This window comes from Streptomyces sp. R818, from assembly GCF_056172735.1.
This window is the reverse complement of record NZ_JAOCNE010000010.1, coordinates 134790-159717: the sequence shown is the minus strand read 5'-3', so window position 1 is coordinate 159717 and position 24928 is coordinate 134790. Positions and strand designations below refer to the sequence as shown.

18 protein-coding genes and 1 riboswitch are annotated in these 24928 nt (G+C 72.3%); of the genes, 8 read left to right on the top strand and 10 right to left on the bottom strand.

Going from position 1 to position 24928, the window contains the following annotated elements:
- Nucleotides 1–3: 3 nt before the first annotated feature.
- Entirely contained in the window at nt 4–321 is a 318-nt protein-coding gene (locus N5I75_RS24755) for an Rv3235 family protein (RefSeq protein WP_476680694.1), read from the bottom strand.
- Nucleotides 322–750: 429 nt separating this feature from the next.
- Here N5I75_RS24755 and N5I75_RS24750 point away from each other — a divergent pair, with 429 nt between their 5' ends.
- Nucleotides 751–1266: a DUF6912 family protein gene (locus N5I75_RS24750; RefSeq protein ID WP_476680692.1), complete on the top strand. Its 516-nt coding sequence runs from the start codon at nt 751–753 to the stop codon at nt 1264–1266.
- A 54-nt stretch (nt 1267–1320) separates the two neighbouring features.
- Nucleotides 1321–1995 carry an HAD family hydrolase gene (locus N5I75_RS24745; protein WP_476680690.1) on the top strand — a complete coding sequence of 225 codons (675 nt, stop codon included), beginning with the start codon at nt 1321–1323 and terminating at the stop codon, nt 1993–1995.
- A gap of 229 nt (nt 1996–2224) precedes the next feature.
- Here the strand turns inward: N5I75_RS24745 and N5I75_RS24740 are convergent, their stop codons facing one another.
- Nucleotides 2225–2818 carry a DJ-1/PfpI family protein gene (locus N5I75_RS24740; protein WP_476680688.1) on the bottom strand — a complete coding sequence of 198 codons (594 nt, stop codon included), beginning with the start codon at nt 2816–2818 and terminating at the stop codon, nt 2225–2227.
- Between the two features lie 465 nt (nt 2819–3283).
- Between N5I75_RS24740 and N5I75_RS24735 the strand changes: the two genes are divergently transcribed.
- Nucleotides 3284–8224, top strand: a complete 4941-nt coding sequence (locus N5I75_RS24735; RefSeq protein WP_476680686.1) for an NAD-glutamate dehydrogenase — start codon at nt 3284–3286, stop codon at nt 8222–8224.
- Between the two features lie 57 nt (nt 8225–8281).
- Here the strand turns inward: N5I75_RS24735 and N5I75_RS24730 are convergent, their stop codons facing one another.
- Nucleotides 8282–9904 carry a serine/threonine-protein kinase gene (locus N5I75_RS24730; RefSeq protein ID WP_476680684.1) on the bottom strand — a complete coding sequence of 541 codons (1623 nt, stop codon included), beginning with the start codon at nt 9902–9904 and terminating at the stop codon, nt 8282–8284.
- 39 nt (nt 9905–9943) lie between these two features.
- Nucleotides 9944–10966 (bottom strand): serine/threonine-protein kinase, encoded by a 1023-nt coding sequence (locus tag N5I75_RS24725; RefSeq protein WP_476680682.1) that lies wholly within the window; start codon nt 10964–10966, stop codon nt 9944–9946.
- 197 nt (nt 10967–11163) lie between these two features.
- Between N5I75_RS24725 and N5I75_RS24720 the strand changes: the two genes are divergently transcribed.
- Together N5I75_RS24720 and N5I75_RS24715 are read left to right on the top strand one after the other, a co-directional pair.
- Complete coding sequence (locus tag N5I75_RS24720; RefSeq protein ID WP_476680680.1) at nt 11164–11973, top strand: polyprenol monophosphomannose synthase; 810 nt, start codon at nt 11164–11166, stop codon at nt 11971–11973.
- Entirely contained in the window at nt 11957–13444 is a 1488-nt protein-coding gene (locus N5I75_RS24715) for a hypothetical protein (protein ID WP_476680678.1), read from the top strand. The genes N5I75_RS24720 and N5I75_RS24715 overlap by 17 nt, the downstream gene beginning before the upstream one ends.
- Nucleotides 13445–13641: 197 nt before the next feature.
- On the opposite strand, the gene N5I75_RS24710 is transcribed toward N5I75_RS24715, so the two are convergent.
- Genes N5I75_RS24710 through N5I75_RS24695 form a run of 4 tightly spaced genes read right to left on the bottom strand, consistent with a single transcriptional unit; the run spans nt 13642 to nt 19646 of the window.
- Nucleotides 13642–15471 (bottom strand): glycosyltransferase family 2 protein, encoded by a 1830-nt coding sequence (locus N5I75_RS24710; protein ID WP_476680676.1) that lies wholly within the window; start codon nt 15469–15471, stop codon nt 13642–13644.
- Complete coding sequence (locus tag N5I75_RS24705; protein ID WP_476680674.1) at nt 15471–17834, bottom strand: bifunctional glycosyltransferase/CDP-glycerol:glycerophosphate glycerophosphotransferase; 2364 nt, start codon at nt 17832–17834, stop codon at nt 15471–15473. Before N5I75_RS24705 ends, N5I75_RS24710 begins: the two co-directional genes overlap by 1 nt.
- 59 nt (nt 17835–17893) lie before the next feature.
- Nucleotides 17894–18721, bottom strand: coding sequence for an ABC transporter ATP-binding protein (locus N5I75_RS24700; RefSeq protein ID WP_476680672.1), 828 nt, complete (start codon nt 18719–18721; stop codon nt 17894–17896).
- On the bottom strand, nt 18714–19646 hold the full coding sequence (locus tag N5I75_RS24695; protein WP_476680670.1) for an ABC transporter permease: 933 nt from the start codon (nt 19644–19646) through the stop codon (nt 18714–18716). Before N5I75_RS24695 ends, N5I75_RS24700 begins: the two co-directional genes overlap by 8 nt.
- 184 nt (nt 19647–19830) lie before the next feature.
- Between N5I75_RS24695 and N5I75_RS24690 the strand changes: the two genes are divergently transcribed.
- Entirely contained in the window at nt 19831–20457 is a 627-nt protein-coding gene (locus N5I75_RS24690) for a TetR/AcrR family transcriptional regulator (RefSeq protein ID WP_476680668.1), read from the top strand.
- A 163-nt stretch (nt 20458–20620) separates the two neighbouring features.
- Complete coding sequence (locus N5I75_RS24685; RefSeq protein ID WP_476680666.1) at nt 20621–21502, top strand: RNA polymerase sigma-70 factor; 882 nt, start codon at nt 20621–20623, stop codon at nt 21500–21502.
- Between the two features lie 16 nt (nt 21503–21518).
- On the opposite strand, the gene N5I75_RS24680 is transcribed toward N5I75_RS24685, so the two are convergent.
- Nucleotides 21519–22565, bottom strand: a complete 1047-nt coding sequence (locus tag N5I75_RS24680) for a C40 family peptidase (RefSeq protein WP_476680664.1) — start codon at nt 22563–22565, stop codon at nt 21519–21521.
- Between the two features lie 301 nt (nt 22566–22866).
- Between N5I75_RS24680 and N5I75_RS24675 the strand changes: the two genes are divergently transcribed.
- Nucleotides 22867–23220 carry a hypothetical protein gene (locus N5I75_RS24675; protein WP_476680662.1) on the top strand — a complete coding sequence of 118 codons (354 nt, stop codon included), beginning with the start codon at nt 22867–22869 and terminating at the stop codon, nt 23218–23220.
- A gap of 67 nt (nt 23221–23287) precedes the next feature.
- Here the strand turns inward: N5I75_RS24675 and N5I75_RS24670 are convergent, their stop codons facing one another.
- Complete coding sequence (locus tag N5I75_RS24670; RefSeq protein WP_476680660.1) at nt 23288–24502, bottom strand: C40 family peptidase; 1215 nt, start codon at nt 24500–24502, stop codon at nt 23288–23290.
- An 8-nt stretch (nt 24503–24510) separates the two neighbouring features.
- Nucleotides 24511–24696: riboswitch (cyclic di-AMP (ydaO/yuaA leader) on the bottom strand.
- Nucleotides 24697–24928: the final 232 nt, after the last annotated feature.

Here is a 24928-nt window from a genome sequence, read left to right as displayed (position 1 = left end):
GTGTCACCCGCCGTCCCGTGGCGGGCGGGCGCCGAGCTCCACCGCTGTGACGCGCCAGCGGTTGTCGGCCGACAGGTGCATGCGGAAGGCCAGCGCGTGCAGGCGCCGTCCGGCGGTGATGCGGGCGAAGACCTCGTAGGTGTCGGTCGCCGCGACGAAGTAGCCGACGTCGTGGATGGCCGGGCGAAGGCCCCCGGTGCCGAGCGGGCGGCGGGCCACCAGCCACAGCAGGTCGTCGTAGGCGCGGTCGGCGGTGTAGCGGGCGAACCAGTGCGGGGGCCTCGTGCCGGCCAGGACCAGGAGCAGGCGCTGGGTGAACATCTCGGTGGGGTGCGGGGGTGCCTCCGGCGGTACGCGGCGGGCGGGTGCCGGGCGACGGGAGTCCCGGCGGGCCGGCGGGCGGGAAGGGGGCCGGGCCGTTCCCCGGGGACCCTGCCGGAACATGACCTTCTGCACGTCGCCTCCGTATGCCGATCGCCGTACGCCTCGCCGGATACCAGTCGGTAACCCTGTCTGTGGGACCTTGTACGGGGCTCGGCGAGAGCGCTGCAAGAGGCGCGGCGGCGCACCCGGAGGCCGCGGTCGGTTCACCTATCCGGGTGAGGGGAGAGCTGGTCGCGGCGTTGCGGCCGTCGACCCGGCCCGCCGCCCCTTGACGCGGGCGGGCGAAGCGGCCCGCAGCCCGAAGGGGGACTCCCGTACGTATCCTGGAGGCCCCTGCGACCTTGATGACGACGAAAGCGGCCGGCCATGCGCGTGTACGTACCTCTGTCCCTGCCCCGACTCGCAGAGGCGTACAAGACGGGCGAGCTCGGGCCCGCGCCGCTCACCGCCTACGCCGTGACGCCCGCGCTGCGCGAGTGGTACCTCTCCGACGACATCGAGGAGCTGGAGTACGCGGCCCTGAACCGCGCCGCGCTCGCCTCGCTGCGGCTGATCGCCGGGGAGCCGGAAGCGGCGCGGCGGCGGGTCGTCGTCGCCGTGGACGTGCCGGACAAGGCCGCCGTCACCGACCCCGACACCGGGCTCGACCCCGCCTCGCTGGGTGAGGTCACCGTCCGCGAGACCGTGCGCCTCGCCAAGGCCGCCGCCGTGCACGTCGACGCCGACGACGCCGAGGCCGACGTCACCGCCGCCGCCGCCGCGCTCGGCGCCGCCGATCACGGGGACGACGACGCGCAGTTCATCGTCGACGGGGCCGAGGACCACGAGCTGCTGTGGTTCGCCACCCAGGAGATCCCGAATCTCGTGGGCCGCGACGACTGAGCCCCTGACCGCCGAGCCCGCGGCCCCGCCGGACACGGCGGGTAGGTTCTAGGAATGGGGAGACACATACCTGCCGCGCACATCGTCTGGGACTGGAACGGCACCCTGTTCCACGACAACGAGGCGATCATCCGCGCCACCAACGCCGCCTTCGCGGAGATCGGGCTGCCCCCGATCACGCTGGAGAAGTACCGGGCGCTGTACTGCGTGCCGGTGCCCAAGTTCTACGAACGGCTGATGGGGCGGATGCCCACGCACGCCGAGTGGGTCCTGATGGACGACGCCTTCCACCGGCACTACGTGCTGCACTCCGTGGCGTGCGGGCTCGCCGACGGGGTGGAGCCGCTGCTCGCCGGATGGCAGGACGCGGGCCGCAGCCAGTCCATCCTCAGCATGTACGGGCACGAGGAACTGGTGCCGCTGGTCCGGCAGTTGGGCATCACCGAGCGGTTCGTGCGGGTCGACGGGCGGACCGGCCCGTCCGGCGGCAGCAAGGCCGAGCACATGGTGCGGCACCTGAGCGCGCTGCAAGGTGTGGCGCCGGAGCGGACCGTGGTGATCGGGGACGCGGCCGACGACGCGGTCGCCGCGCTCGGCGCGGGTGCGCACGCGGTGCTCTGGACCGGCGGTTCGCACAGCCGGGCCAGCCTCGAAGGGGTGGGCGCGCCGGTCGTGGACACGCTGGCGGAGGCGGTGCGCGAGGCGGAACGGCTGGTCGTTGCGGCCTGAACCACGTCACCACCGGCACGGACGCGTCGGCGTGAACCGCTTCAGCACCGGCACGGACGCGCAGGTCTAGGTATACGGACGGCGGGGTTGCGTCGAATTTGCGTATACCTGTCTTCCCGCATACCGATGCATGGCGCGCGGGTGTCCCGCGATGCTTGGACCGGCTGCCCTGTCGGCGGGGCAGCCGGCCCGCCGTGACCCCGCGGGCTGCTCATCCCGTACGCGCGCGTCAGGCGCCCACCGGCGCCTTCGCCCGCAGCACCGTGAGGAACTCCCGCATCCAGGCGGCGTGGTCCGTCCAGGCGCGGGACGAGACGAGGGTGCCGTCGACGACCACCTCCGCGTCCTGGAACGTGGCGCCCGCCGCCTGCAGGTCGGGTTCGAGCGCCGGGTACGCCGTCACGCGGCGGCCCCGCAGGCCGTCGACCGCGGCGGTCAGGAGCGGGCCGTGGCAGATCTGGGCGATGGGCTTGTCGGAGTCGAAGAAGGCTTTGACGATCTTGCGGAGTTCGCCGTCGCCGCGCAGGTACTCCGGGGCCCGGCCGCCCGGGATCACCAGGGCCGCGTACGCGCCCGGCTCGACGTCCGCGAAGGCCAGGTCGGCCTCCCAGGTGTAGCCGGGCTTCTCCGTGTAGGTGTCGAACCCGGGCTCGAAGTCGTGCACGACGAACCGCAGGCGTTTGCGCGCGGGGGCCGCGATGCGGACGTCGTAGCCCTCTTCGCGCAGCCGTTGGTACGGGTAGAGGACCTCCAGGGACTCCGCCGCGTCGCCGGTCACGATCAGGATCCTCGGTGCCCTTGATGGTGCCGTTGGTGGTGCCATTGGTCACACCCTCCCCTCGACGGTCGGGTATCCGCCGTCGTGCCCAACGTGCCGCCGCCCCGCACTCCTGGCAAGGGGGCGGGCCCTGGCACGGGAAGGGCCGCGCTTCTGTGCAGAGTGTCAAAGTTCGACCGTAGGTTTTGTACACATACAGCTCATGACGGGTCCCCCGCGGAGAGCGATAGCCTGGTGCGGTGATCAGCGCGATATCTCGCGGGGGCATCGTCGCCCCCTGCCCGCGCCGGGAAGACACGGTTCGCCACCGCGACCGGGCCCGGCGCGCAGCCGCTGATCATTTCCGGCGGATGGCCAGTTCGTTGAAAATGGCGCATTACCGTCCGCTCTTCTTCCAATCCGGCATAACGTCGAGGCTGACCGGACACCCCGCGTCACGGCGTTGCGTCGATCGCTTCATCATCGGAACGTCTACGTCACGCAATGGCGCGCGACAGGAGCCAGAGGACAATGCAGACCAAGCTGGACGAAGCCAAGGCCGAGCTGCTCGCACGGGCCGCCCGGGTAGCTGAGAACAGCCCGGTAGGGGGGCACCTACCGACCGGGGCGGCGGGCGAGGGCGCGGGCGGTCCCCTGGACCAGGAGACCGTGCTCGCGTTCCTCCGGCGCTACTACCTGCACACGGCGCCCGAGGATCTGGCCGACCGCGACCCGGTCGACGTCTTCGGTGCCGCGTACTCCCACTACCGGCTCGCGGAGAACCGTCCGCAGGGCACGGCCAACGTGAAGGTGCACACCCCGACCGTCGAGGAGAACGGCTGGACGTGCAGCCACTCGGTCGTCGAGGTCGTCACCGACGACATGCCGTTCCTCGTGGACTCGGTGACCAACGAGCTGTCGCGGCAGGGCCGCGGCATCCACGTCGTCATCCACCCGCAGGTCGTCGTCCGCCGCGACGTCACCGGCAAGCTCCAGGAAGTGCTGCCCGCCGGTTCCACCGCCGAGGGCCACGACGTGCTCACCGAGTCGTGGATCCACGTCGAGACGGACCGCGAGAGCGACCGCGAGGACCTCAAGCAGATCACCGCCGACCTGCTGCGTGTCCTGTCCGACGTGCGCGAGTGCGTCGAGGACTGGGAGAAGATGCGCGACGCCGCGCTGCGCATCGCCGAGGAGCTGCCCGCCGAGCCCACCGCGGGCGACCTGGCCGAGCAGGAGGTCAGCGAGGCGCGTGAGCTGCTGCGCTGGCTGGCCGACAACCACTTCACCTTCCTCGGCTACCGCGAGTACACCCTCACCGACGAGGACTCCCTGGCCGCCGTGCCCGGCACCGGCCTCGGCATCCTGCGCGCCGACCCGCAGCACGAGGGCGAGGACCACCACCCGGTCTCCCCGTCCTTCAACCGGCTGCCCGCCGACGCCCGCGCCAAGGCCCGCGAGCACCGCCTCCTGGTCCTCACCAAGGCCAACAGCCGCGCCACCGTGCACCGCCCGTCCTACCTCGACTACGTCGGCGTGAAGAAGTTCGACGCCGACGGCAATGTCGTCGGCGAGCGCCGCTTCCTCGGCCTGTTCTCCTCCGCCGCGTACACCGAGTCGGTGCGCCGCGTCCCCGTGATCCGCCGCAAGGTCGCCGAGGTCCTCAAGGGCGCGGGCTTCTCGCCCAACAGCCACGACGGCCGCGACCTGCTCCAGATCCTGGAGACGTACCCGCGCGACGAGCTGTTCCAGACCCCGGCCGACGAGCTGCGCTCCATCGTCACCTCGGTCCTCTACCTCCAGGAGCGCCGCCGGCTCCGGCTCTACCTGCGCCAGGACGAGTACGGGCGCTACTACTCGGCCCTCGTCTACCTGCCGCGCGACCGCTACACCACCGGCGTCCGGCTGCGGATCATCGACATCCTCAAGGAGGAGCTGGCCGGGACCAGCGTCGACTTCACCGCCTGGAACACGGAGTCGATCCTCTCCCGGCTGCACTTCGTCGTCCGCGTCGCGCCCGGCACCGAGCTGCCGCAGCTCTCCGACGCCGACAAGGACCGCATCGAGGCGCGGCTCGTCGACGCCGCCCGCTCCTGGGCCGACGGTTTCGCCGAGGCGCTGAACGCCGAGTGCGGTGAGGAGCGCGCCGCCGAACTGCTTCGCCGCTACGCGGGCTCGTTCCCCGAGGGCTACAAGGCGGACCACTCGCCGCGCGCGGCCGTCGCCGACCTCGTCCACCTGGAACAGCTCAAGCAGGGCGGCAAGGACTTCGCGCTGTCGCTGTACGAGCCGGTCGGCGCCGCGCCCGGCGAGCGCCGCTTCAAGATCTTCCGGACCGGGGCGCCCGTCTCGCTCTCCGAGGTCCTGCCGGTGCTCCAGCGCCTGGGCGTCGAGGTCACCGACGAGCGCCCGTACGAGCTGCGGTGCAGTGACAAGACGACCGCGTGGATCTACGACTTCGGGCTGCGGATGCCGAAGCCCGCGAACGGCGGCGCCGACGACCTCGGCGCCGACGGCCGCGAGCGGTTCCAGGAGGCGTTCGCCGCGACCTGGACCGGGCTCGCCGAGAACGACGGGTTCAACAGCCTCGTGTTGCGCGCCGGGCTGAACTGGCGCCAGGCGATGGTGCTGCGCGCGTACGCCAAGTACCTGCGCCAGGCCGGCTCCACGTTCAGCCAGGACTACATGGAGGACACCCTCCGCACCAACGTCCACACGACCCGGCTGCTCGTCTCCCTCTTCGAGGCGCGGATGTCGCCGGACCGCCAGCGCGCCGGGACCGAGCTGACGGACGGCCTGCTCGAAGAGCTGGACGGCGCCCTCGACCAGGTGGCCTCGCTCGACGAGGACCGCATCCTGCGCTCCTTCCTCACCGTCATCAAGGCGACGCTGCGCACCAACTTCTTCCAGGAGGCGGGCGGCGGCCAGCCGCACGCGTACGTCTCCATGAAGTTCGACCCGCAGGCCATCCCGGACCTGCCCGCGCCGCGGCCCGCGTACGAGATCTGGGTGTACTCGCCGCGCGTCGAGGGCGTGCACCTGCGCTTCGGCAAGGTCGCGCGCGGCGGTCTGCGCTGGTCGGACCGGCGCGAGGACTTCCGCACCGAGATCCTCGGGCTGGTCAAGGCGCAGATGGTGAAGAACACCGTCATCGTGCCGGTCGGCGCGAAGGGTGGTTTCGTCGCCAAGCAGCTCCCGGACCCGGGCGTGGACCGGGACGCGTGGATGGCCGAGGGCATCCGCAGCTACAAGACGTTCATCTCGGCGCTGCTCGACATCACCGACAACCTGGTGGCCGGCGAGGTCGTCCCCCCGAACGACGTCGTGCGCCACGACGAGGACGACACCTACCTCGTCGTCGCGGCCGACAAGGGCACGGCGACCTTCTCCGACATCGCCAACGAGGTCGCGGGCAGCTACAACTTCTGGCTCGGTGACGCGTTCGCCTCCGGCGGCTCCGCCGGGTACGACCACAAGGCGATGGGCATCACCGCGCGCGGCGCCTGGGAGTCCGTGAAGCGGCACTTCCGCGAGCTGGGCGTCGACACGCAGTCCCAGGACTTCACGGTCGTCGGCGTCGGCGACATGTCCGGTGACGTGTTCGGCAACGGCATGCTGCTCAGCGAGCACATCCGCCTGGTCGCCGCCTTCGACCACCGGCACATCTTCATCGACCCGAAGCCGGACGCGGAGACCTCCTACGCCGAGCGGCGCCGCATGTTCGAGCTGCCGCGCTCGTCATGGGCCGACTACGACAAGGAGCTGATCTCGCAGGGCGGCGGCGTCTTCCCGCGCTCCGCCAAGGCGATCCAGCTCAACCAGCACATCCGCGACGCGCTCGGCATCGAGGGCCGCCAGGCGAAGATGACCCCGGCCGAGCTGATGAAGGCGATCCTCCAGGCCCCGGTGGACCTGCTGTGGAACGGCGGCATCGGGACGTACGTGAAGTCCTCGGCGGAGTCCAACGCGGACGTCGGCGACAAGGCCAACGACGCCATCCGCGTCGACGGCCAGGACGTGCGCGCCCAGGTCATCGGCGAGGGCGGCAACCTCGGCGCGACCCAGCTCGGCCGCATCGAGTTCGCCCGGACCGGCGGCAAGGTCAACACGGACGCCATCGACAACAGCGCGGGCGTCAACACCTCCGACGTCGAGGTCAACATCAAGGTCCTGCTCAACGGTCTCGTGTCGGAGGGCGACCTGACGGTGAAGCAGCGCAACAAGCTGCTCGCCGCGATGACCGACGAGGTCGGGCACCTGGTCCTGCGCAACAACTACGCGCAGAACGTGGCGCTCGCCAACGCCGTCGCTCAGTCGCCGTCCCTGCTCCACGCCCACCAGCGGTTCATGCGCCGCCTCGGCAAGCAGGGCCACCTCGACCGGTCCCTGGAGTTCCTGCCCAACGACCGGCAGATCAAGGAGCTCCTCAACTCCGGGCGCGGGCTCTCCCAGCCCGAGCTGGCCGTCCTCCTCGCCTACACGAAGATCACGGCGGCCGAGGAGCTGATCCACACCACCCTGCCCGACGACGAGTACCTGCGCCGTCTGCTGCACGCCTACTTCCCGGAGGCGCTGCGCGACAAGTACGCCGACGCGATCGACGCGCATCCGCTGCGCCGCGAGATCATCACGACGGTCCTCGTCAACGACACGGTGAACACCGGCGGTTCGACGTTCCTGCACCGCCTCCGCGAGGAGACCGGGGCGTCCCTGGAGGAGATCGTGCGGGCGCAGCTCGCCGCACGCGAGATCTTCGGGCTCGGCCAGGTGTGGGACGCGGTGGAGGCGCTCGACAATGTCGTCGCCGCCGACGTCCAGACCCGGATCCGGCTGCACTCGCGCCGCCTCGTCGAGCGCGGCACGCGCTGGCTGCTCAACAACCGGCCGCAGCCGCTCCAGCTCGCCGAGACGATCTCCTTCTTCAAGGACCGTGTCGCCGAGGTGTGGGCCGCCATGCCGAAGATGCTCAAGGGCGCGGACGCCGAGTGGTACCAGTCGATCTGCGACGAGCTGACGGGTGGCGGTGTCCCGGAGGCGCTGGCCGGTCAGGTCGCCGGGTTCTCGTCCGCTTTCCCGACGCTCGACATCGTGCAGATCGCGGACCGTACGGGCAAGGAGGCGACGGACGTCGCCGAGGTCTACTACGACCTCGCCGACCGGCTCTCCATCACCCAGCTCATGGACCGCATCATCGAACTCCCGCGGGCCGACCGCTGGCAGTCGATGGCCCGCGCCTCCATCCGCGAGGACCTCTACGCGGCGCACGCCGCCCTGACGGCGGACGTGCTGGCCGTCGGGAACGGGGCGTCGACGCCGGAGGAGCGGTTCAAGGCGTGGGAGGAGAAGAACGCGCCGATCCTGGGCCGCGCGCGCACGACCCTGGAGGAGATCCAGGGCTCGGACGCCTTCGACCTGGCGAACCTGTCGGTGGCCATGCGGACGATGCGGACGCTGCTGCGGGTGCACTCGTAGCGGTTACGTGGAAGAGGGCGCCCCGGGCCGGATGTGTTCCGGCCCGGGGCGCCCCCCTTATGCCCGCTTCCAGAGCGTCAGCTCGGTGCTGACGTCGGGCAGGTCGTGGTCCGCGTCCGGACCGCTGATGCCGGTGATCTCCAGCATGGCGAGCTGCTTCTCGTCGGTCTGCGTGCACAGCACGGTGCCGACGGGCAGCGTCTCGCGCAGATCCTCCGCGTCGATCTGGCTCGGCAGGACATCGGACTGGGAGCCCTCCAGGCACTGGGCGGCGGTGGTGCCCGCGCTCTTGCCCATGGGCGTCTTGAACTCCCAGCTGCCGCCCGACACTTCGCTCAGTTCGAGGTCGTCGCCGCCCGAGATGTCGCCGGGGCTCTTGACCTTGGGCACGTCCAGATCGACCCCGATGACGTGCGCTCCGCCGGGTGAGCGCAGGGCGAAGGGGCGGGCCTCGACGACGGCCGTGTACCCGGCGTCGTCCGCCTTGTCGTCCGTCGTCGGGGTCGGGTCCGCGCTTTTCGTGTTCTTGTGGGTGGGCGGATTCACGGGCTGGGAGGACCGGCCGCCGTGCGCGTTGGTGCCGCCGCCGTTGTCGTCCTTGCCGAGGAGGTACACCGCCGTGCCCGCGCCGGCGGCGACCGCGACCACCAGGGCCGTGGCGATCAGGGCGGCCCGCCCGCCGCGCTTCTTCGGGGCGGGCGTCGGCTGGAGCGTGGGGGTGTAGGCGACCGCCGGGCCCGTGGGCTGCGCCGGGGCGGGCGGTGCCAGCGCCTCCTGCTCGCGCCGCGCGATCTCCGTGGCGAACGGCGCGGGCAGCCACCCCTCGAAGTCGCTCAGCGAACGCCCGGACGCCTCCTGGCAGAGCGCGGCCAGCTCCTCCGTGCCGATGCGCTCGGCCGGGTCCGCGGTGAGCATGCGCTCAAGGAGGGGCCGCAGCTTCGGATCGTGGCCGTCGAGCCGCGGCGGGCGGTGCGCCGTGTTGGCGATCTGCGCGGCGACGGTGATGGCGCCGCCGTCCCCGTACGGATGGCGGCCGGTCGCGGCGACCGCGGCGATCAGGCCGAGCGAGAACACGTCGGTGGCGGGGCCGACCGGGTCGCCGAGCGCGTGTTCGGGCGACATGTACTGCGGGGTGCCGATGAGGGCGCCGGACTGGGTGAGCTGGGTGGCGTCGGCGGCGCGGGCGATGCCGAAGTCGATGACGTACGGGCCGGTGCCGCTCAGCATGATGTTGCTGGGCTTCAGGTCGCGGTGGATCACCCCCGCCGCGTGGATGGCGGTGAGGGCGCGGGCCGCGCAGCCGACGAGCTGCAGCGTGGCGTCGACGGGAAGCGGGCCGAGGGTGGTGAGGGCGTCGTGCAGGGAGACGCCGGGGATGAACGTTGACGCCAGCCACGGGAGTTCGCCCGAGGTGTCGTGGTCGACGACCGGGACGAGATGGTAGCCCTGGACGCGGCGGGCCGCCCGGACCTCCTGCTCGAAGCGGCGGCGGAAGTCGGGGTCCTGCCCGTACTCGCGGCGGATGACCTTGAGGGCGACGGGCTGGTTGCCGCGCGTGTAGGAGAGGTAGACGGTGCCCATACCGCCCTCGCCGACCCGGGCCACCAGCCGGTAGCCGGAGGTCTGGCGCGGGTCCTGCGGGCCGAGCGGGCTGAGTATCGTCCCGGTGCCGGACGTCATGACGCATCCCCCGATGTGACGTGTGAAAGGGGAACGATCCTACGTGACGGGGGAGTTGCCGTCCGAACCGGTTTGCCCGCGCCGGCGGGCGCGGATGTCCTTCAGCGTGAGCGGCGCGGTGGGCGGCAGCGCCCGTACGGTCTCCGCGTCGGCCAGGGAGACGGGTGCGACGAGCCCCGGGGGCAGCCAGTCCGTGAAGTCGGTGACGTCTTTGCGGGCCGCGCCCGCGCACAGGACCGTGAGCGCCGACGGCGACGGGCGTGCCTCGGGCGCGGCGGCGAGGCACGCGCCGACGATGTCGCGCAGCGGGCGCGGGACACCGGCCAGGGCGGGCGGTTCGCGGTCCGTGCCCGCGATGCGCGCGGCGACGGCGAGGGCGTTGCCCCGGCCGTACGGGTGGCGGCCGGTCGCCGCCTCGGCGGCGAGGACACCGAGCGCGAAGATGTCGGAGGCGGGCGTGGCCTTGCGGCCGAGTGCGTGTTCAGGGGACATGTAGCGCGGGGTGCCGAGCAGGCGGCCCGCCGTGGTGAGGGTGGCGGCGCCGACGGCGCGGGCGATGCCGAAGTCCAGCAGCCAGGGACCGTCTGCGGCCAGGACGAGGTTGGCGGGCTTCAGGTCGCGGTGGACCACGCCCGCCGCGTGCACGGCGGAGAGCGCCCGCGCGGCGGCGGCCGTGAGCTGGAGGACCGCGGGCAGCGGGAGCGGGCCGTGCGCGGCCAGGGCGGCGTCGAGCGGGAGTCCCGGTATGTAGCGGGTGGCGAGCCAGGGGCGGCGGGCGGTCGCGTCGTGGTCGAGGACCGGTACGAGGTGCGGCCCGGCGATCCGGCGCGCCGCCGCGACTTCGCGGGCGAACCGCTCGCGGAACGCCGCGTCGTCCGCGTACTCGGGCCGGACCAGCTTGAGGGCGACGGGCCGGCCGCCCCGCGTGCACGTGAGGTAGACGGTGCCCATGCCGCCCTGCCCGATCCTGGCGTGCAGGGGGTAGCCGGCGACCTCGCGCGGGACGCCGGGGCGCAGCGGGCCGAGCCGGTTGCCGTTGCCGTCCGCCGCGGCGCCGCCCATCTGCCCCTGCCTTCCGCCGAGTTCGGCCCCGTATCTTACGGGTGGGCGACGCGACCGGGGCGGACACTGCGTGATACGCCACAAAATAGGGCAATCCATCTAAAGTAGAGCTGATTGTCCGACAGGTAAGCAGATGTGCTGATGCGGAAATGTGCGGAGGCGCGCAGGTGCGAAGGCGCAGTTCACAGGGAGAGCCGATGCCGTTGATCCCGTCGGGGCCGTCCGGGGCCGACACGCAGCCGGAGAGCCGGGCCGCCGCGCTGCCGGCCGACTGGGCCGCGACACCGCTGACCGTCGTCATGCCGACCTACAACGAGGCGGGGAACCTGCCCCGGATGGCCGACGCGCTGATGGATCTCGGGCTGCCCGGGCTGCGGCTGCTCGTCGTCGACGACTCCAGCCCCGACGGGACCGGCGAGATCGCCGACGCGTACGCGCGCCGGTTCGGCCCCGAGCGCATCGGCGTCCTGCACCGGGCGGGCAAGGAGGGCCTGGGGCGCGCGTACGCCGCGGGCATGGGGCAGGCCGTCGCGGACGGCGCGCGCTACGTGCTCCAGATGGACGCCGACGGCAGCCACCCCGTCGCCAAGGTCCCGCAGCTCCTCGGCGTCGCCCTCTCGACGGGCGCGGCCGTCACCCTCGGCAGCCGCTACGTCCAGGGCGGCACCCTCTCCGACGCCTGGGGCGCGCACCGCCGGCTGCTCTCCCGCTGGGCCAACGCCTACGCGGGCACCATCCTCGGCACCCGCGTCCGCGACATCACCGGCGGCTTCAACCTGTGGCGCGAGGACGCGCTGCGCGCCATCGACCTGGCCTCCGTGGACAGCGCGGGCTACAGCTTCCAGGTCGAGATGAAGTACCGGGCGGTGCGGCGCGGCTTCGAGGTGATGGAGGTGCCGATCCACTTCGAGGACCGTACGGTCGGCGAGTCCAAGATGAACCTGATGGTGCAGCTGGAGTCCGTCGCGATGCCGTGGAAGCTCCGCGCGAGTGCGCGTCGCCGGTAGCGCGGCGGCGCGGGGCGCGGCGCTGCTGCTCCTCGTGCTCCTCGTCGCGGTCGTCGTACGGCTGCCGTGGGCCGGTGACCTGGGCGTGCACGCCGCCACGATCGAACGTCTGCGGCACGACCTGCTCGACCCGGGCGACCCGCTGGTCGCGGCCGACGCGCCGAGCCCGTACTACACGCCCTGGACGCTGCTGCTCGGCTGCGCCGCGAAGGTGACCGGGCTCGGGGTGTTCGTGGTGCTGCGCGGCGCGGCGCTCGTGTCGCTCGCGGTGCTGGTGTCGGGGGTGTGGTCGTTCACCGGTACGTTCCTGGAGGCGGGCGCGGCCGGGCGGTGGCGGCGGGCCGCCGTGGTCGCCGTCGTCCTGCTCTCCCTGGTGCTGCTGTGGGGCACGACCCTGTTCAACTGGAGCGGGTTCCTCGGCCTCAACTCCCTCGCGCTGACCGTCTCCTACCCGAGTACGTTCGCGCTGGGCGCCGCCTTCTGGCTGTGGGCGCTGCTGCGCCGGGCGACTGCCTGGCCGCACTTCCTGTGGGCCGGTGTGCTGTGGGCGGTGATCCTGCTGAGCCACCAGTTCACCGGGGTGGTCGCGTCGCTCGGGGCGCTGGCGATGGTGCTCGGGGCGCGCCCGTGGCCCGGCCGGACGGTGTGGCTCCGCCTCGCTGCCGGACTGGCACTGGGCCTGGGGCTGCTCGCGCTCTGGCCGTACTACTCCTTCTTCGGCCTGTTCGGCGTCGGCGGCCTGGAGGAGATCCACCGCTCCCTGTACCGGAGTCTGCCCGGGCGCTTCTGGCTCGTCGCGCTGGTCGGCGGGGCCGCGCTCGCGCTCCGCTGGTGGCGTGACCGGCGCGATCCGCTGGTGCTGTTCTGCGTGCTCGGGGCCCTGGTGTTCGCGGCGGGCGGCGTCGGCGGGCACTGGTCGTGGGGCCGGGTGCTGCCCGCGGTGCTGATCCCCGCGCAGGTCGCGGCGGGTCTGGAGGTCTTCTGCGCGCCGCGCCGGGCGGTGCGGGTGGCGCTCGGCTGGGTCGTCGCCGGGGCGCTGTGCGTCGGGGCGTGGGCGCAGTGCGGGGTGCTCGGCTACGTCCTGCCGCGCTCGGCGCTGCCGTCCGTCGTCGCCGACAGGTACCGGGAGCCGTGGGCCGGGTACCACTGGATCACGCCGTGGGTGAAGTACGGGGACGTGGTCCTGGCCAAGAAGTGGCCGGCCCGCCAGATCCCGGCCTACGGCCCGTACACGGTGGCCCCCGGCTACCCGGACTTCTTCCTGGCCGACGAGGAGGAACGGCTGGCGGCGGTCCGCACGTACTTCGCGCCGGACACGTCGGAGCGGCGGCGGGCGGAGGTGCTGCGGCGGTACGGGGTGGGGTGGGTGGTGGCGTACCCGGGGGAGGTCCGGGAGGAGGGCGGGGCGGGGCTGGAGAAGGCGGCGGCGGGTCCGCGCGGCCAGACCTTGTACCGGGTGCCTCGCGTCTGAGGGCCGGGGTGGGAGGAGGAGGCTTTTCGCCTGGCCCGGCCGGGGGCGGAGGAGGCGGCTGTATCGCCTGCCCCGCCCGCGAGGCACCCGCCCCCAAAGCCCCGCCTCACAACACCCGCCTTGCAACCGGCGGGGCCGCAGGAGGCGGCTGTATCGCCTGCCCCGCCCGCGAGGCCCCCGCCCCCAAGGGCCCCGCCCTACAACCGGACCAGCCGGATCGCCCAACGTACCCGCCGGGCCAGCGACGTGCTCGACACCCTGCGTGCCACCGGTCGCACGACCCTCGCCGTCAGCCCCGTCGTCCGCCACCTGATCTGCATGCGGCCCGCCCCGCGCCCCTCGGGCTCCACGGTCACCAGGTGGTGCGGGAGCTCTGCCGTGAACGCGGGGAAGTCGAGCGGGGCGAGGAGCAGGCCCGTGTTGCGCAGGCCTTCCGGGGCCTGGAGCTGGAGCACCGGGTGGCGGACGCCGTCGAAGCCTTGACGGGGGAGGTCCGCCGCGGCCAGATCGAGAAGGACCTGGCCCTCGAAGACGCCGGGCCGCACCGGGTCGAGCCGGAACCGGACGGTCAGGCGTCTGCGGCCGGGGGAGACGACGAGGGACGCGATCTGCGGGCCGACCGGCAGGCGCAAACCGGGGTCGTAGGTGCGCACCCGCAGCAGCACCGACGCCGGGCCAGGGCCCCGTTCGAGGCGCACGATCTCGTGGCGGAACAGGGCGCGGGGGAACGGCCGGGCGTCCAAAGCCAGGTCGGTCAGCGACATCTCGCGGCGGGCGGCCTCCGTCGCCGGGATGTCCGAACCCCAGTAGAGAACCCCGGTGACCGGGTCCGCGACCGCCGTACGCGGGGCGACCCCCTGGCCGAGCCCGCGGGCGGCGAGCCGCGCGTCGGCGAGACGGCCGTCGCGGACCAGTTGCAGGACGATGCGTTCGGCGCGCGGGAGACGGGCGTACGCCCCGGGCGCGAGCCCGGCCAGGTACGGGTTCACGATCTCGGCGAAGCCCGTCAGCCACTCCGCGTCGCGGTACGGCAGATCGTTCGCGTACATACGGAAGTCGTGCTTGAGGAACTTGTAGTCCTTGGCCTCGCGGAGCGCCGCGCTGTGGCCGCTCTCGTCGAGGAAGGCGTCGATGAGCTCCTGGACGTGGACGCGGTCGCGGACGTTGCTCAGTTTGTGCCGCTGGTTGGAGATGGAGGCGGCGGACTCAGCCGCGTACGGGGCGATGTACCAGCGGTACACCGGCTCGGGCACGACCGCGAAGGACTTGGCCAGGCAGTATGCCTGCGCGGAGAAGAGCTGGTCCTCGTAGTGGATGCCCTCGGGGAAGCGCAGGCCGTGCCGGTCGAGGAAGGCGCGGGCGTACATCTTGCTGGTCGACAGGTGCTCGAAGAGGAAGCCGGGCTCGGCCTCGATGCCGTCGACCGTGCGGCGCTCGGCGACGAGGTGCGGCATCCAGACCGAGGTGCGCCCCGTGTCGACGCGGACCCGTTCGACCACGCCCATCGCGAAGTCGATCGACGGGTCCTCGCGGTGCGCCGCAAGCAGCACCTCCACCGCGCGCGGCGGCAGCTCGTCGTCGCTGTCGAGGAACATCGCGTACGGCGCGCGGGCGATGTCGAGGGCCCGGTTGCGCGGCGCGCTGCACCCGCCCGAGTTCTCGGGCAGGCGCAGATAGGTGATGCGGGGGTCGGACGCCGCCAACTCCCGTGCCACGCGCGGCGTGTCGTCCGTGGAGTGGTCGTCGCTGATGACGATCTCGATGTTCGCGTGGGTCTGCGCCTGGAGCGAGGCGACCGCGCGCGGAAGGCGCTCCGCGTCGTTGAAGACGATCACCGTGACCGTCACATCGGGGGCGACCGTCGCATCGGGGATGGCCGTCGCATCGGGGGCGACCGTCGCATCGGGGATGGCCGTCGCATCGGGGGCGACCGTCGCATCGGGGATCGCCGTCGCATCGGGGGCGACCGTCGCATCGGGGGTGGCCGTCACATCAGGGGGGACCGTCTCATCGGGGGTGGCTGCCATCAGGAATCCGCCTCCTCGGGCGTCGGCGCGGGCGTGCGGTTCTCGACCGGCACGACCGGCGGCAGCGCCTCCTCCGGTTCGCCGAGGAAGACGCGGCGCACGACCCGCTCGGCGGCGAGCCCGTCGTCGTACTCGCAGAACCGGCGCCGGAAGTGCGCGCGCGCCCTCGCGGACACCTCGTCGCGCCAGGCGTCGGTGGCGAGGATCTCCGTCAACTCGGCCTGCGTGCGCGCGACATGGCCCGGCGGCTCGGCCATCAGGTCGAAGTAGACGCCGCGCGTGCTCGCGTACGTCTCCCAGTCGTCGGCGTAGGCGATGACCGGCCGGTCCAGGTTGGCGTAGTCGAACATGATCGACGAGTAGTCCGTGATCAGCGCGTCCGAGGCCAGCGCCACCTCCTCGACCGGGTCGTACGCCGAGACGTCGATGACGCGGCCGCTGCGGCGGAGCGTGGCGAGCGGGGAGGCGGCGCCGCCGTAGAAGTAGTGGCCGCGCACGAGCAGGACCGTGCCGTCGCCGAGGTGTTCCGTGAGCGCGGCGAGGTCGAGGCGCGGGGTCCAGCGCGCCTCGTAGTCGCGGTGCGTCGGCGCGTAGAGGACGGCGCGGCGGCCCGGCGCGATGCCGAGGCGGTCGCGGACGGCGCGGATGTCGGCGGCGCGGGCGCTGTAGTACACGTCGTTGCGCGGGTAGCCGTGGTCCAGGGAGACGTAGCCGGACGGATAGGCGTGCTCCCACATGCGGGTCGAGTGGCTGTTGGAGCTGACGCTGAAGTCCCACTTGTCGACGCGGGCGAGCAGCGCGTCGAAGTCGAGCCCCTTCGACGCGGTCGGGTAGTCGAGCTGGTCGAGCCCCATCTTCTTCAGCGGGGTGCCGTGGTGGGTCTGGAGGTGGACCGCGCCGGGCCGTTTGACCACGGCGTTCGGGAAGTTGACGTTGTTGACGAGGTACTTGGCGCGGGCCATCACCTCCCCGTAGCGGCGGGTGCCGGGCACGACGTGCTCCGTGCCCGGCGGCAGCAGCGGCTCCGCCCGCTTCGACACGACCCACACCTGACGCACGTCCGGCGCCAGCTCGGCCAGTTTCGCCGCGATGGCGCCCGGGTTGCAGGCGACGCCGCGGTCCCAGTACGCGGAGAAGACGGCCAGGCCGGGATCGACCGGCTCGCGCAGGGCCCGCTGGTAGTGCAGGTCGCGCACCTTCGCGCCGATCCGCGTCCTGCGGGCGCGCACCGCCGCCTTCACGTCGCGCCGCTTGCGGTTCGCGCTCTGGAACGCCCGGTACTTCGTGTACGCGTCCTCCTCCAGGAGGCGGCGCCTGATGCCCTCAAGACCGGCCGGGCGCCGGTACCCCTCAGGCCGCCAGCGCACGGCCGCGGCCGACGCCCGGCGGAAGAACTCCCGCGCCACCGTGTCCGGCAGCGCCGCTCGCGCCACCACCCGCAGCGACTCCGTCGTCATCAGGTCGTACAGGACGGCGCGCGGCCGGGCCGGGGTGCCGAGCCGCGCCATGAGCCGCTGCAACTCCTCGTACGCCTCCAGGAATCCGTACCGCTCGTCGGGCGTCACCGCGGGCAGGCTCTCGGGCCGCAGCTCCCGTACGTCGACGATCACGTGCTCCAGGCAGGCGATCCGCTCGGCGAGGACGAGGCAGGCGCGGGCGGCGAACATCTCGGCGGACGCCTCTTCGGCTCCGGTCAGTTCGGCGTGGTGCGCGTGCCAGAACGCGGCGCGCACGACCCGGTTGCCGAGCAGCGGGGCGGCGCGCAGCAGGTCGGGGGCGTGGCCCGGGGGCAGGTCGCGGCGGCCGACGCGGGCCAGGCGCCAGGCGTCGCCGCCGGCGCCGAGGGTGGCGCGCCAGGTGGAACGGATGTGGTCGCCGACCATCACATCGACGCGGCCACGGTCACGGCCACGGTCACGGCCACGGTCACGGCCGGGGCCACGGCCGGGGCCACGGTCATGGCCAGGGCCACGGTCATGGCCAGGGCCACGGTCATGGCCAGGGCCACGGTCATGGCCAGGGGCCGCATACGGCTCGGGGGTGTCCTCGGGCAGCTCCGCCAACCGGTCGAGCACGGCCCGCAGCGCCCCCGTCGGCACCCGGTCCTTGGCGTGCACGAACCAGAGCCAGTCACCGCTCGCCCGCTCCGCGCCCGCCGCGCGCGCGTCCGAGTCGGAGGTGCCCTGCGGCAGCGGTACGACGGTGCCGCCGTACCGTTCGGCGACGCCCCGCGCGGCCTCGCCGACGGCAGCGGTGACCAGTTCGGCGCCGGGCGGGAGCTGCCCCGTGATGCCGTCCAGGCAGCCGCCGAGCAGGCCCTGTATGTCGCGGCCGTACACGATGACGCTCAGCTGTGCGTTCACGCGCCGCCCCCGTTCATCTCCAGCGTCCGACGCATACCCGCACACTAAGCGGACATAAATCACCTAGCGAACTTTTCGTACTCCTTGAGGACCTCGTCCGTCGGCCCGTCCATCCGCAGCTCCCCGCGCTCCAGCCAGAGCACCCGGTCGCAGGTGTCACGGATCGACTTGTTGCTGTGGCTGACCAGGAAGACGGTGCCCGCGTGCTTGCGCAGCTCGCGGATGCGTTCCTCGGAGCGCTTCTGGAACGAGCGGTCGCCGGTGGCGAGCGCCTCGTCGATCAAAAGCACGTCGTGGTCCTTGGCGGCGGCGATGGAGAACCGGAGCCGGGCCGCCATGCCGGAGGAGTACGTGCGCATGGGCAGGGTGATGAAGTCGCCCTTCTCGTTGATTCCGGAGAAGTCGACGATGTCGTCGTAGCGGTCGCGGACCTGCTCGCGGCTCATCCCCATGGCGAGACCGCCGAGCCGGACGTTGCGCTCGCCGGTGAGGTCGTTCATCAGGGCCGCGTTGACGCCGAGGAGCGAGGGCTGGCCGTCGGTGAAGATCCGGCCGCGCTCCGCGGGGAGGAGCCCGGCGACGGCCTTGAGCAGGGTCGACTTGCCGGACCCGTTGGTGCCGATGAGCCCGATGGCCTCGCCGCGGTAGGCGGTGAAGGAGACGTCGCGGACCGCGTGCACCGTCCGTACGCCGGACCGCTTCTCGGCCTTCTTCCGGCCGCCGACGATGCGGTTGAGGGCGGCGGTGGCGGTGCCGCGGCCCGCGCCGGTGCCGTTGACGCGGTAGACGATGTCGACGTGGTCGACGATGACGGTGGGGACGGGTTCCTGTGCGGGTGCGGGTGCGGGTGCGGGTGCGGGTGCGGGTGTGCGGGTGCTGTCAGCCACGGCCGTACGTCTCCTCTGCCTTCCAGAAGTAGATGAATCCGCCGGCGCCGACGAGCACCGCCCAGCCCAGGGCCCAGCCCCACACGTGCGGCGGGAGCTGGGCGCCGGTGAAGCTGTCGATCAGCGCGAACCGCATCAGGTCGATGTAGACGGCGGCCGGATTGGCGCGGAGCAGCACGGTGACGAAGTGCGGCAGGTCCGTCTTGCTCATCAGGTGGTCCAGGCTCCACATGACGCCGGACAGGTACATCCACGTCCGCAGCAGGAACGGCATGAGCTGTGCGATGTCCGGGGTGTTCGCGCCGATCCTGGCCATGATCATGGCGAGCCCGGTGTTGAAGGTGAACTGCAGGACCAGCGCCGGGATCACGAGCAGCCACGACGCGGTCGGCGGGACGCCGAAGCAGAGCAGGATCACGACGAGCGCGCACATCGAGAACAGCAGCTGCTGGAGCTGTTGCAGGCAGTACGAGATCGGCAGCGAGGCGCGCGGGAAGTGCAGCGCCCGTACGAGGCCGAGGCTGCCGGAGATCGCGCGGGTGCCCGCCATCACCGACGACTGCGTGAACGTCCATACGAACACGCCCGTGACCAGGAACGGGACGAAGTCCGGCACGCCGTGGCTGGTGCCCATGAGGACGCCGAAGATGAAGTAGTAGACCGCCGCGTTCAGCAGCGGCGTCGCCACCTGCCAGACCTGGCCGAGCTTCGCCTGGCTGTACTGCGCGGTCAGCTTGGCGGTCGAGAACGCCGTGATGAAGTGGCGCCGCTGCCAGAGCTGGCGCACATAGGCGGGGAGCGAGGGGCGGGCGCCGCTGACGGTGAGCCCGTAGCGGGCGGCGAGCGCGGCGGCGTCCGGCTCCGCCGCGATGCCGCCGGGGGAGGAAGTCGCCGGGGCGGGGGGTGTCTCCAGGACCTGACTCACATCCGCTGCTTTCGGTCGGGGCCGGGCTGCTGGCCTGCGGGGGCATCCGGACTTCCGGGCTCGCCTGCACCAGCTGTTCGCCTGCCGTTCACGTCGGGACGGGCCCGTATCGTCGTGACGTGAGCGTAGGCCGTCCGGACGTCGGAACGCAACCGTTTCGTCGTCACGGAACTATGCTGGCCGCATGACGACCAACGCCGCCGCCCCCACGCCGCCGCCACGGCGCCGGGCCCCGGCCGGGGCCGCCGTCCTCCGCGAGGACGTGACCGACGCCATCCGGGCCGCCGTCTTCGAGGAACTCGCCGCCGTCGGCTACGCCCGGATGTCCATCGAGGGCATCGCGCGCCGCGCGGGCGTCGGGAAGACGGCGGTCTACCGCCGCTGGCGCTCGAAGCTCCACCTCGTCCTCGACCTGGTCTCCGCGATAGCGGTCCAGGGGCTGCCCGCCCCCGACACCGGCTCGCTCGACGAGGACCTCCTCCTCCTCTACAAGGTCACGTCCCGTGCCCTGAAGCACCCCGTCGCCGGCCAGATCCTCCCCGACCTCCAGGCGGAGGCGGCCCGCAATCCGGAGATCGCCGAAGCCCTGCAGAAGGCGCTCCGCGAGGGCCAGCACGGAGTGGCCAACGGCATCGTGCAGGCGGCGATCACGCGCGGCGAACTGCGCCCCGGCCTCGACGAGAACCTGGCCCTCGACCTGATCTCGGGCCCGCTTTACTGGCGCTCGGTGGTGGTCCGGAACTCGGGGCTGCCGAAGGGCTATCTGCAACGGCTGGCCACGGCTACGGCGGCGGGGCTGAAGACGCTGTGACGGCGTGAACGCGGAAGTGCTCGTTGCTCCTGGCGCATCCGCCCCGGCCCAGGGGCGTGTGTCCTGAAACACCCGCGCCGTCGGTGGCGCGGGTGTCACAGCCGGGCCCCGGCCGGAGTCCCATGGGCGAGCCGATCAGACGTGGATCAGGACAGGAGCACCCATGGCCGCCACCCCCGACCCCGCCACCGAGGCGTTCGTCGCGCACCGCAACCTCCTCTTCACCGTCGCCTACGAGATGCTCGGCTCCGCCGCCGACGCCGAGGACGTGCTCCAGGAGACCTGGCTGCGCTGGAGCGGCGTGGACCTCGCGACCGTCGTCAACCAGCGCGCGTACCTCGTGCGGATCACCACCCGCCAGGCCCTCACCCGGCTCCGCACGCTGGGCCGCCGCAAGGAGTCCTACGTGGGGCCCTGGCTCCCGGAGCCGCTGCTCACCGCGCCCGACGTCGCCGAGGACGTCGAACTGGCCGACAGCGTCTCGATGGCGATGCTGCTCGTCCTGGAGACCCTGGCGCCGACCGAGCGCGCGGTCTTCGTCCTGCGCGAGGTGTTCGCCCTCGGCTACGACGAGATCGCGGAGGCCGTCGACAAGAGCCCGGCCGCCGTCCGGCAGATCGCGCACCGGGCCCGCGCGCACGTCGCGGCACGACGGCCGCGCGGCCCCGTGTCGCCCGCCGAGACCCGGGGTGCCCTCGCCGCGTTCCAACGGGCCGTCGACACCGGCGATTTGCAGGGCCTGCTCGACATCCTCGCCCCGGACGTCGTCTTCCTCGGCGACGGCGGCGGCGTCGTACAGGCCACCCTCGCCCCGGTCGTCGGCGTCCCGGACGTGACGGAGGTGCTCGGCAGGTTCGCCGCCACCGGTGTCTCTGCCGAACCGACCCGGATCAACGGGGCCCCGGGCCTCAAGCTCCGCGTCGGCGGTGAACTCGTCGCCGCACTCGCGATCCGCATCGACGACGGTCTCGTCACGGGGCTCTACGCCGTCCGCAACCCGGAGAAGCTGTCGAGGGTGGAGCGGGAGACGCCCGTCAGTCGCTGAAGCGGCGGGTCCGCCCTCACGCCACCCGCGTTGCCCCCACGAACGGCATCTGGTCGATCGGCGCGATCCGCACCGGCGCACTCGGGTTCGGGGCGTGGATCATCTGGCCGTCGCCGATGTAGAGGCCGACATGGCTGATCCCGGAGTAGAAGAACACCAGGTCACCGGGGCGGAGCTGAGAGCGCGGTACGCGCGTGCCCGCGTCGATCTGCGCGTAGGTCGTGCGCGGCAGCGAGACGCCCGCCGCCCGGTACGCGGCCTGCGTGAGCCCCGAGCAGTCGAACGCGTCCGGGCCCGTGGCGCCCCATACGTACGGGCTGCCGAGCGCGCCCCGCGCGAACGAGATCGCCGCCGCCGCACGGGAGCCGGCCGCCTCGGCCGTGCTCGCCGCACCCCGGACGTCCGACCGCGAGGCCCGGTCGGAGGCGCCCGTCGCCCGTGCCCGGTCCGCCGGTGTCAGCCGGGCGAGCAGCGCACGCGCCTCCGCCAGCTTCCCCGTCACCGTCTTCTTCTGCTTCCTCAACTCCGCCTGCTTGGCGCGGAGCACGGCGAGCGATCCGTCCGCCTGCGTGCGCAGCTGGTCGATCTCGCGCAGCTCCTTGCGGACGCGCGCGATCGTGGACGCCTGCCGTGTGCCGACGCGGTCCGCCATCGACGCCCGGTCGAGGTAGCGGTCGGGGCTCGAGGAGAGGAGGAGCTGGACGGACGGGTCCACGCCGCCCGCGCGGTACTGGGCCGCCGCGACCGCGCCGAGGCGCCGGCGCTGGGAGTTCAGGGAGTCGGTCCTGCGCGACGCCTCGTCCTGCAGCGCGGACACCTGCTCGCGGGCCTGCCCGGCCCGCTCCTTCGCGCCGTTGTACTTCTCGGTGGCGACCTCCGCCTCCTGGTAGAGCCGGTCCACCTTCGTCTTCACCTGGGCGGGGGTGAGGTCCGGCTCCGCGTGCGCCGCGCCGCCGTCGAGGGCGGTGACGGACGCCGCCGAGGCGAGGGCGAGGGTGGCCGCGGTGCGGACCGTACTGCCATTGAGCGAACGCTTGCGGGGCCTGCGATGCGCTGCCGGCACGAAGTGCCACGTCCTTCCGGTCGTACTGCCGCCTGCTCGCACGTCCGGCGGCGACCCGCACAGGGGGAGCGGGTCGCCGCCGGACCTCTTCTCGGCGGTGGTGTCCGGCTGCCGCCCCTGGCCCGGGCGGCGGTGGGGAGCCGGTCACCTGAGCAAGGACGCTAAACCTCGGCGTCACGGGTCGGCCGCGCATTGTTCGCAACTGCCCCCTTTGTTGCGGGTGGTGGCGGAGAGTGACAGCCCGCTGTCCGGCACCGCCCGCTGTCGGAGCGCGACAAGCACCCCATTAGGCTCCGCAACCATGGACGTACTCATCCATTTCTTCGTCGGCCTGCACATCATCGGCATCGCCGCGCTGCTCGGCGGCTTCCTCACGCAGATGACGGCGCTGGGCCGGGGCGAAGCCCGGTTCAACAAGGCGATGCTGCACGGCGCCCTGACCATGCTGGTGACCGGTGTCGCCCTCGTCGGCCTCAACCAGGCCGACGACAACACCGTGAACAACATCAAGATCGGCGTGAAGCTGGCGATCCTGGTCGTCATCCTCGGCATCGTCTACGTGAAGCGGGACGAGGAGAAGGCGGAGAAGGGCCTGTTCGCGGCCGTCGGCGGGCTCACCCTCGCCAACATCTTCATCGCCGTGCTCTGGACCTGAGCCCCGCACGTGCTCCGGGGCCGGGGGCCGGGCGGTGCCGCACCGCCCGAACCCGGCCCGGCCGGTGTCAGGCGGGCCGCACGACGCTGTGGATCGAGGACGTGCCGTCGTAGTAGATCGACTCCTCGCGGACGTACGCGCCCGGCTTCGGCGCGTGGATCATCATGCCGTCGCCGAGGTAGAGACCGACGTGGCTGATGTCGTCGTAGAAGAAGACCAGGTCACCGGGTTGGATGTCGGAGAGCGCGACCGTCGTGCCGAACTCCACCTGGTCCCAGGTGGTGCGCGGCAGCGAGATCCCGGCGGCCTTCCACGCCGCCTGGGTGAGCCCCGAGCAGTCGTACGAGTCCGGGCCCGTGGCCCCCCACACGTACGGCTTGCCCTCCTGGGCCTTGGCGAAGGCGAGCGCCTGCGCCGCCTTGGCCGCGTAACCGGACGAGGTGCTGCCGGAGGAGTCCGACCCCGTCGAGCCCGATCCCGTGGACCCCGTGGCCCCCGTGGACCCGGCGCCCGAGTCGGCCTGCTCCTGGGCCGCCGCCTCCTCCGCCGCCTTGCGCTCGCGCTCCTCCTCGGCCTTCTGCTTCGCCGCCAGCTCGGCGGCCTGTCTGCGGGCCGCCTCCTGCTTCTTCTTCTCGATCGCGGCGAGCCGCCGCTTCTCCTCCGCGGTCAGCTTGGAGAGCAGCTCGCGCGCGTCGGAGAGCTTCGACTGCACGCTCTGCTTCGACGTCCGGAGATCGGTCTGCGAAGAGGTGAGCTGACGCAGGTTCTCCTGCGCCTCGGTGCGTTTCTTCGCGGTCGCCCGCTGCTGCTCCTGGTAGTCGTCGACGGCCTTTTTCTGGTCGGCCGTCATACGGCTGAGCAGCCGGTCCTGCGCGAAGTAGTCCTCGGGATCGTCCGCGAGGAGCATCGTCGCGGTGTCGCTCATCCCGCCCGTCCGGTACTGCTCGGCGGCGAACCGGCCCAGCTCCTGGCGGGCCGTGTTCATCTGGTCGGTCCGCTTCGCGATGTCGTCGAGGAGCCTGTCGACCTGCCGCTTCTTGCTGTCGGCCTGCTCCTTGGCGGCGTTGTACTTCTGCGTGGCGGTCTCGGCCTGCCGGTACAGGCTGTCGACCTTCTTCTGCACCTCTTCGAGGCTCGGCCTCGCCGGCGCGGGCGCTGCCTGCGCGGTCTGCGAGAGCAGGGCGACCGAGGTGAGGGCGGCGGTCGTGATCCCGACCGCGGGGGTGGTGCGCAGGCCACCGGTCATCCGGGAGCGCGTGCGCGGCTTGCGGTGCGACGCCAAGGCTGGCGACTCCTTCCGTGGTCCGCCTACCGGGTTAGCTGTCGGGTTCGGGCGTACGGAAGGCTGCCCTACGGCCTGCTGCCCGCTGTCGATGCCGCTGACATCGACGACGGGCCTTCGGGCCGATTCACCCCAAGGTCGGTGGGTCCCCGGTTCCCTGCCTCACGGCGTACGGGACTCGGCGGGGGCTGCCCGCTCGCCGCGGCGCTCGCGGTCGTGGGGACGGACGGCCCGCGCAGCACCGTAGCCAACTCGTGTTGCTGCTGTGAAGGACGTTGTTCGATATGCCCGATACATTTTCGTGACCTTCGGCATACGCGGGTGGCTCCACGCGCGCGTGGAGCCGCCTTTCGCCGTGACGTTGACGACAGCGGGGCGCGGTGTCCGGAAGGAGGGGGCGGCGTGTCAGTGGGGCGGCCTAGACTC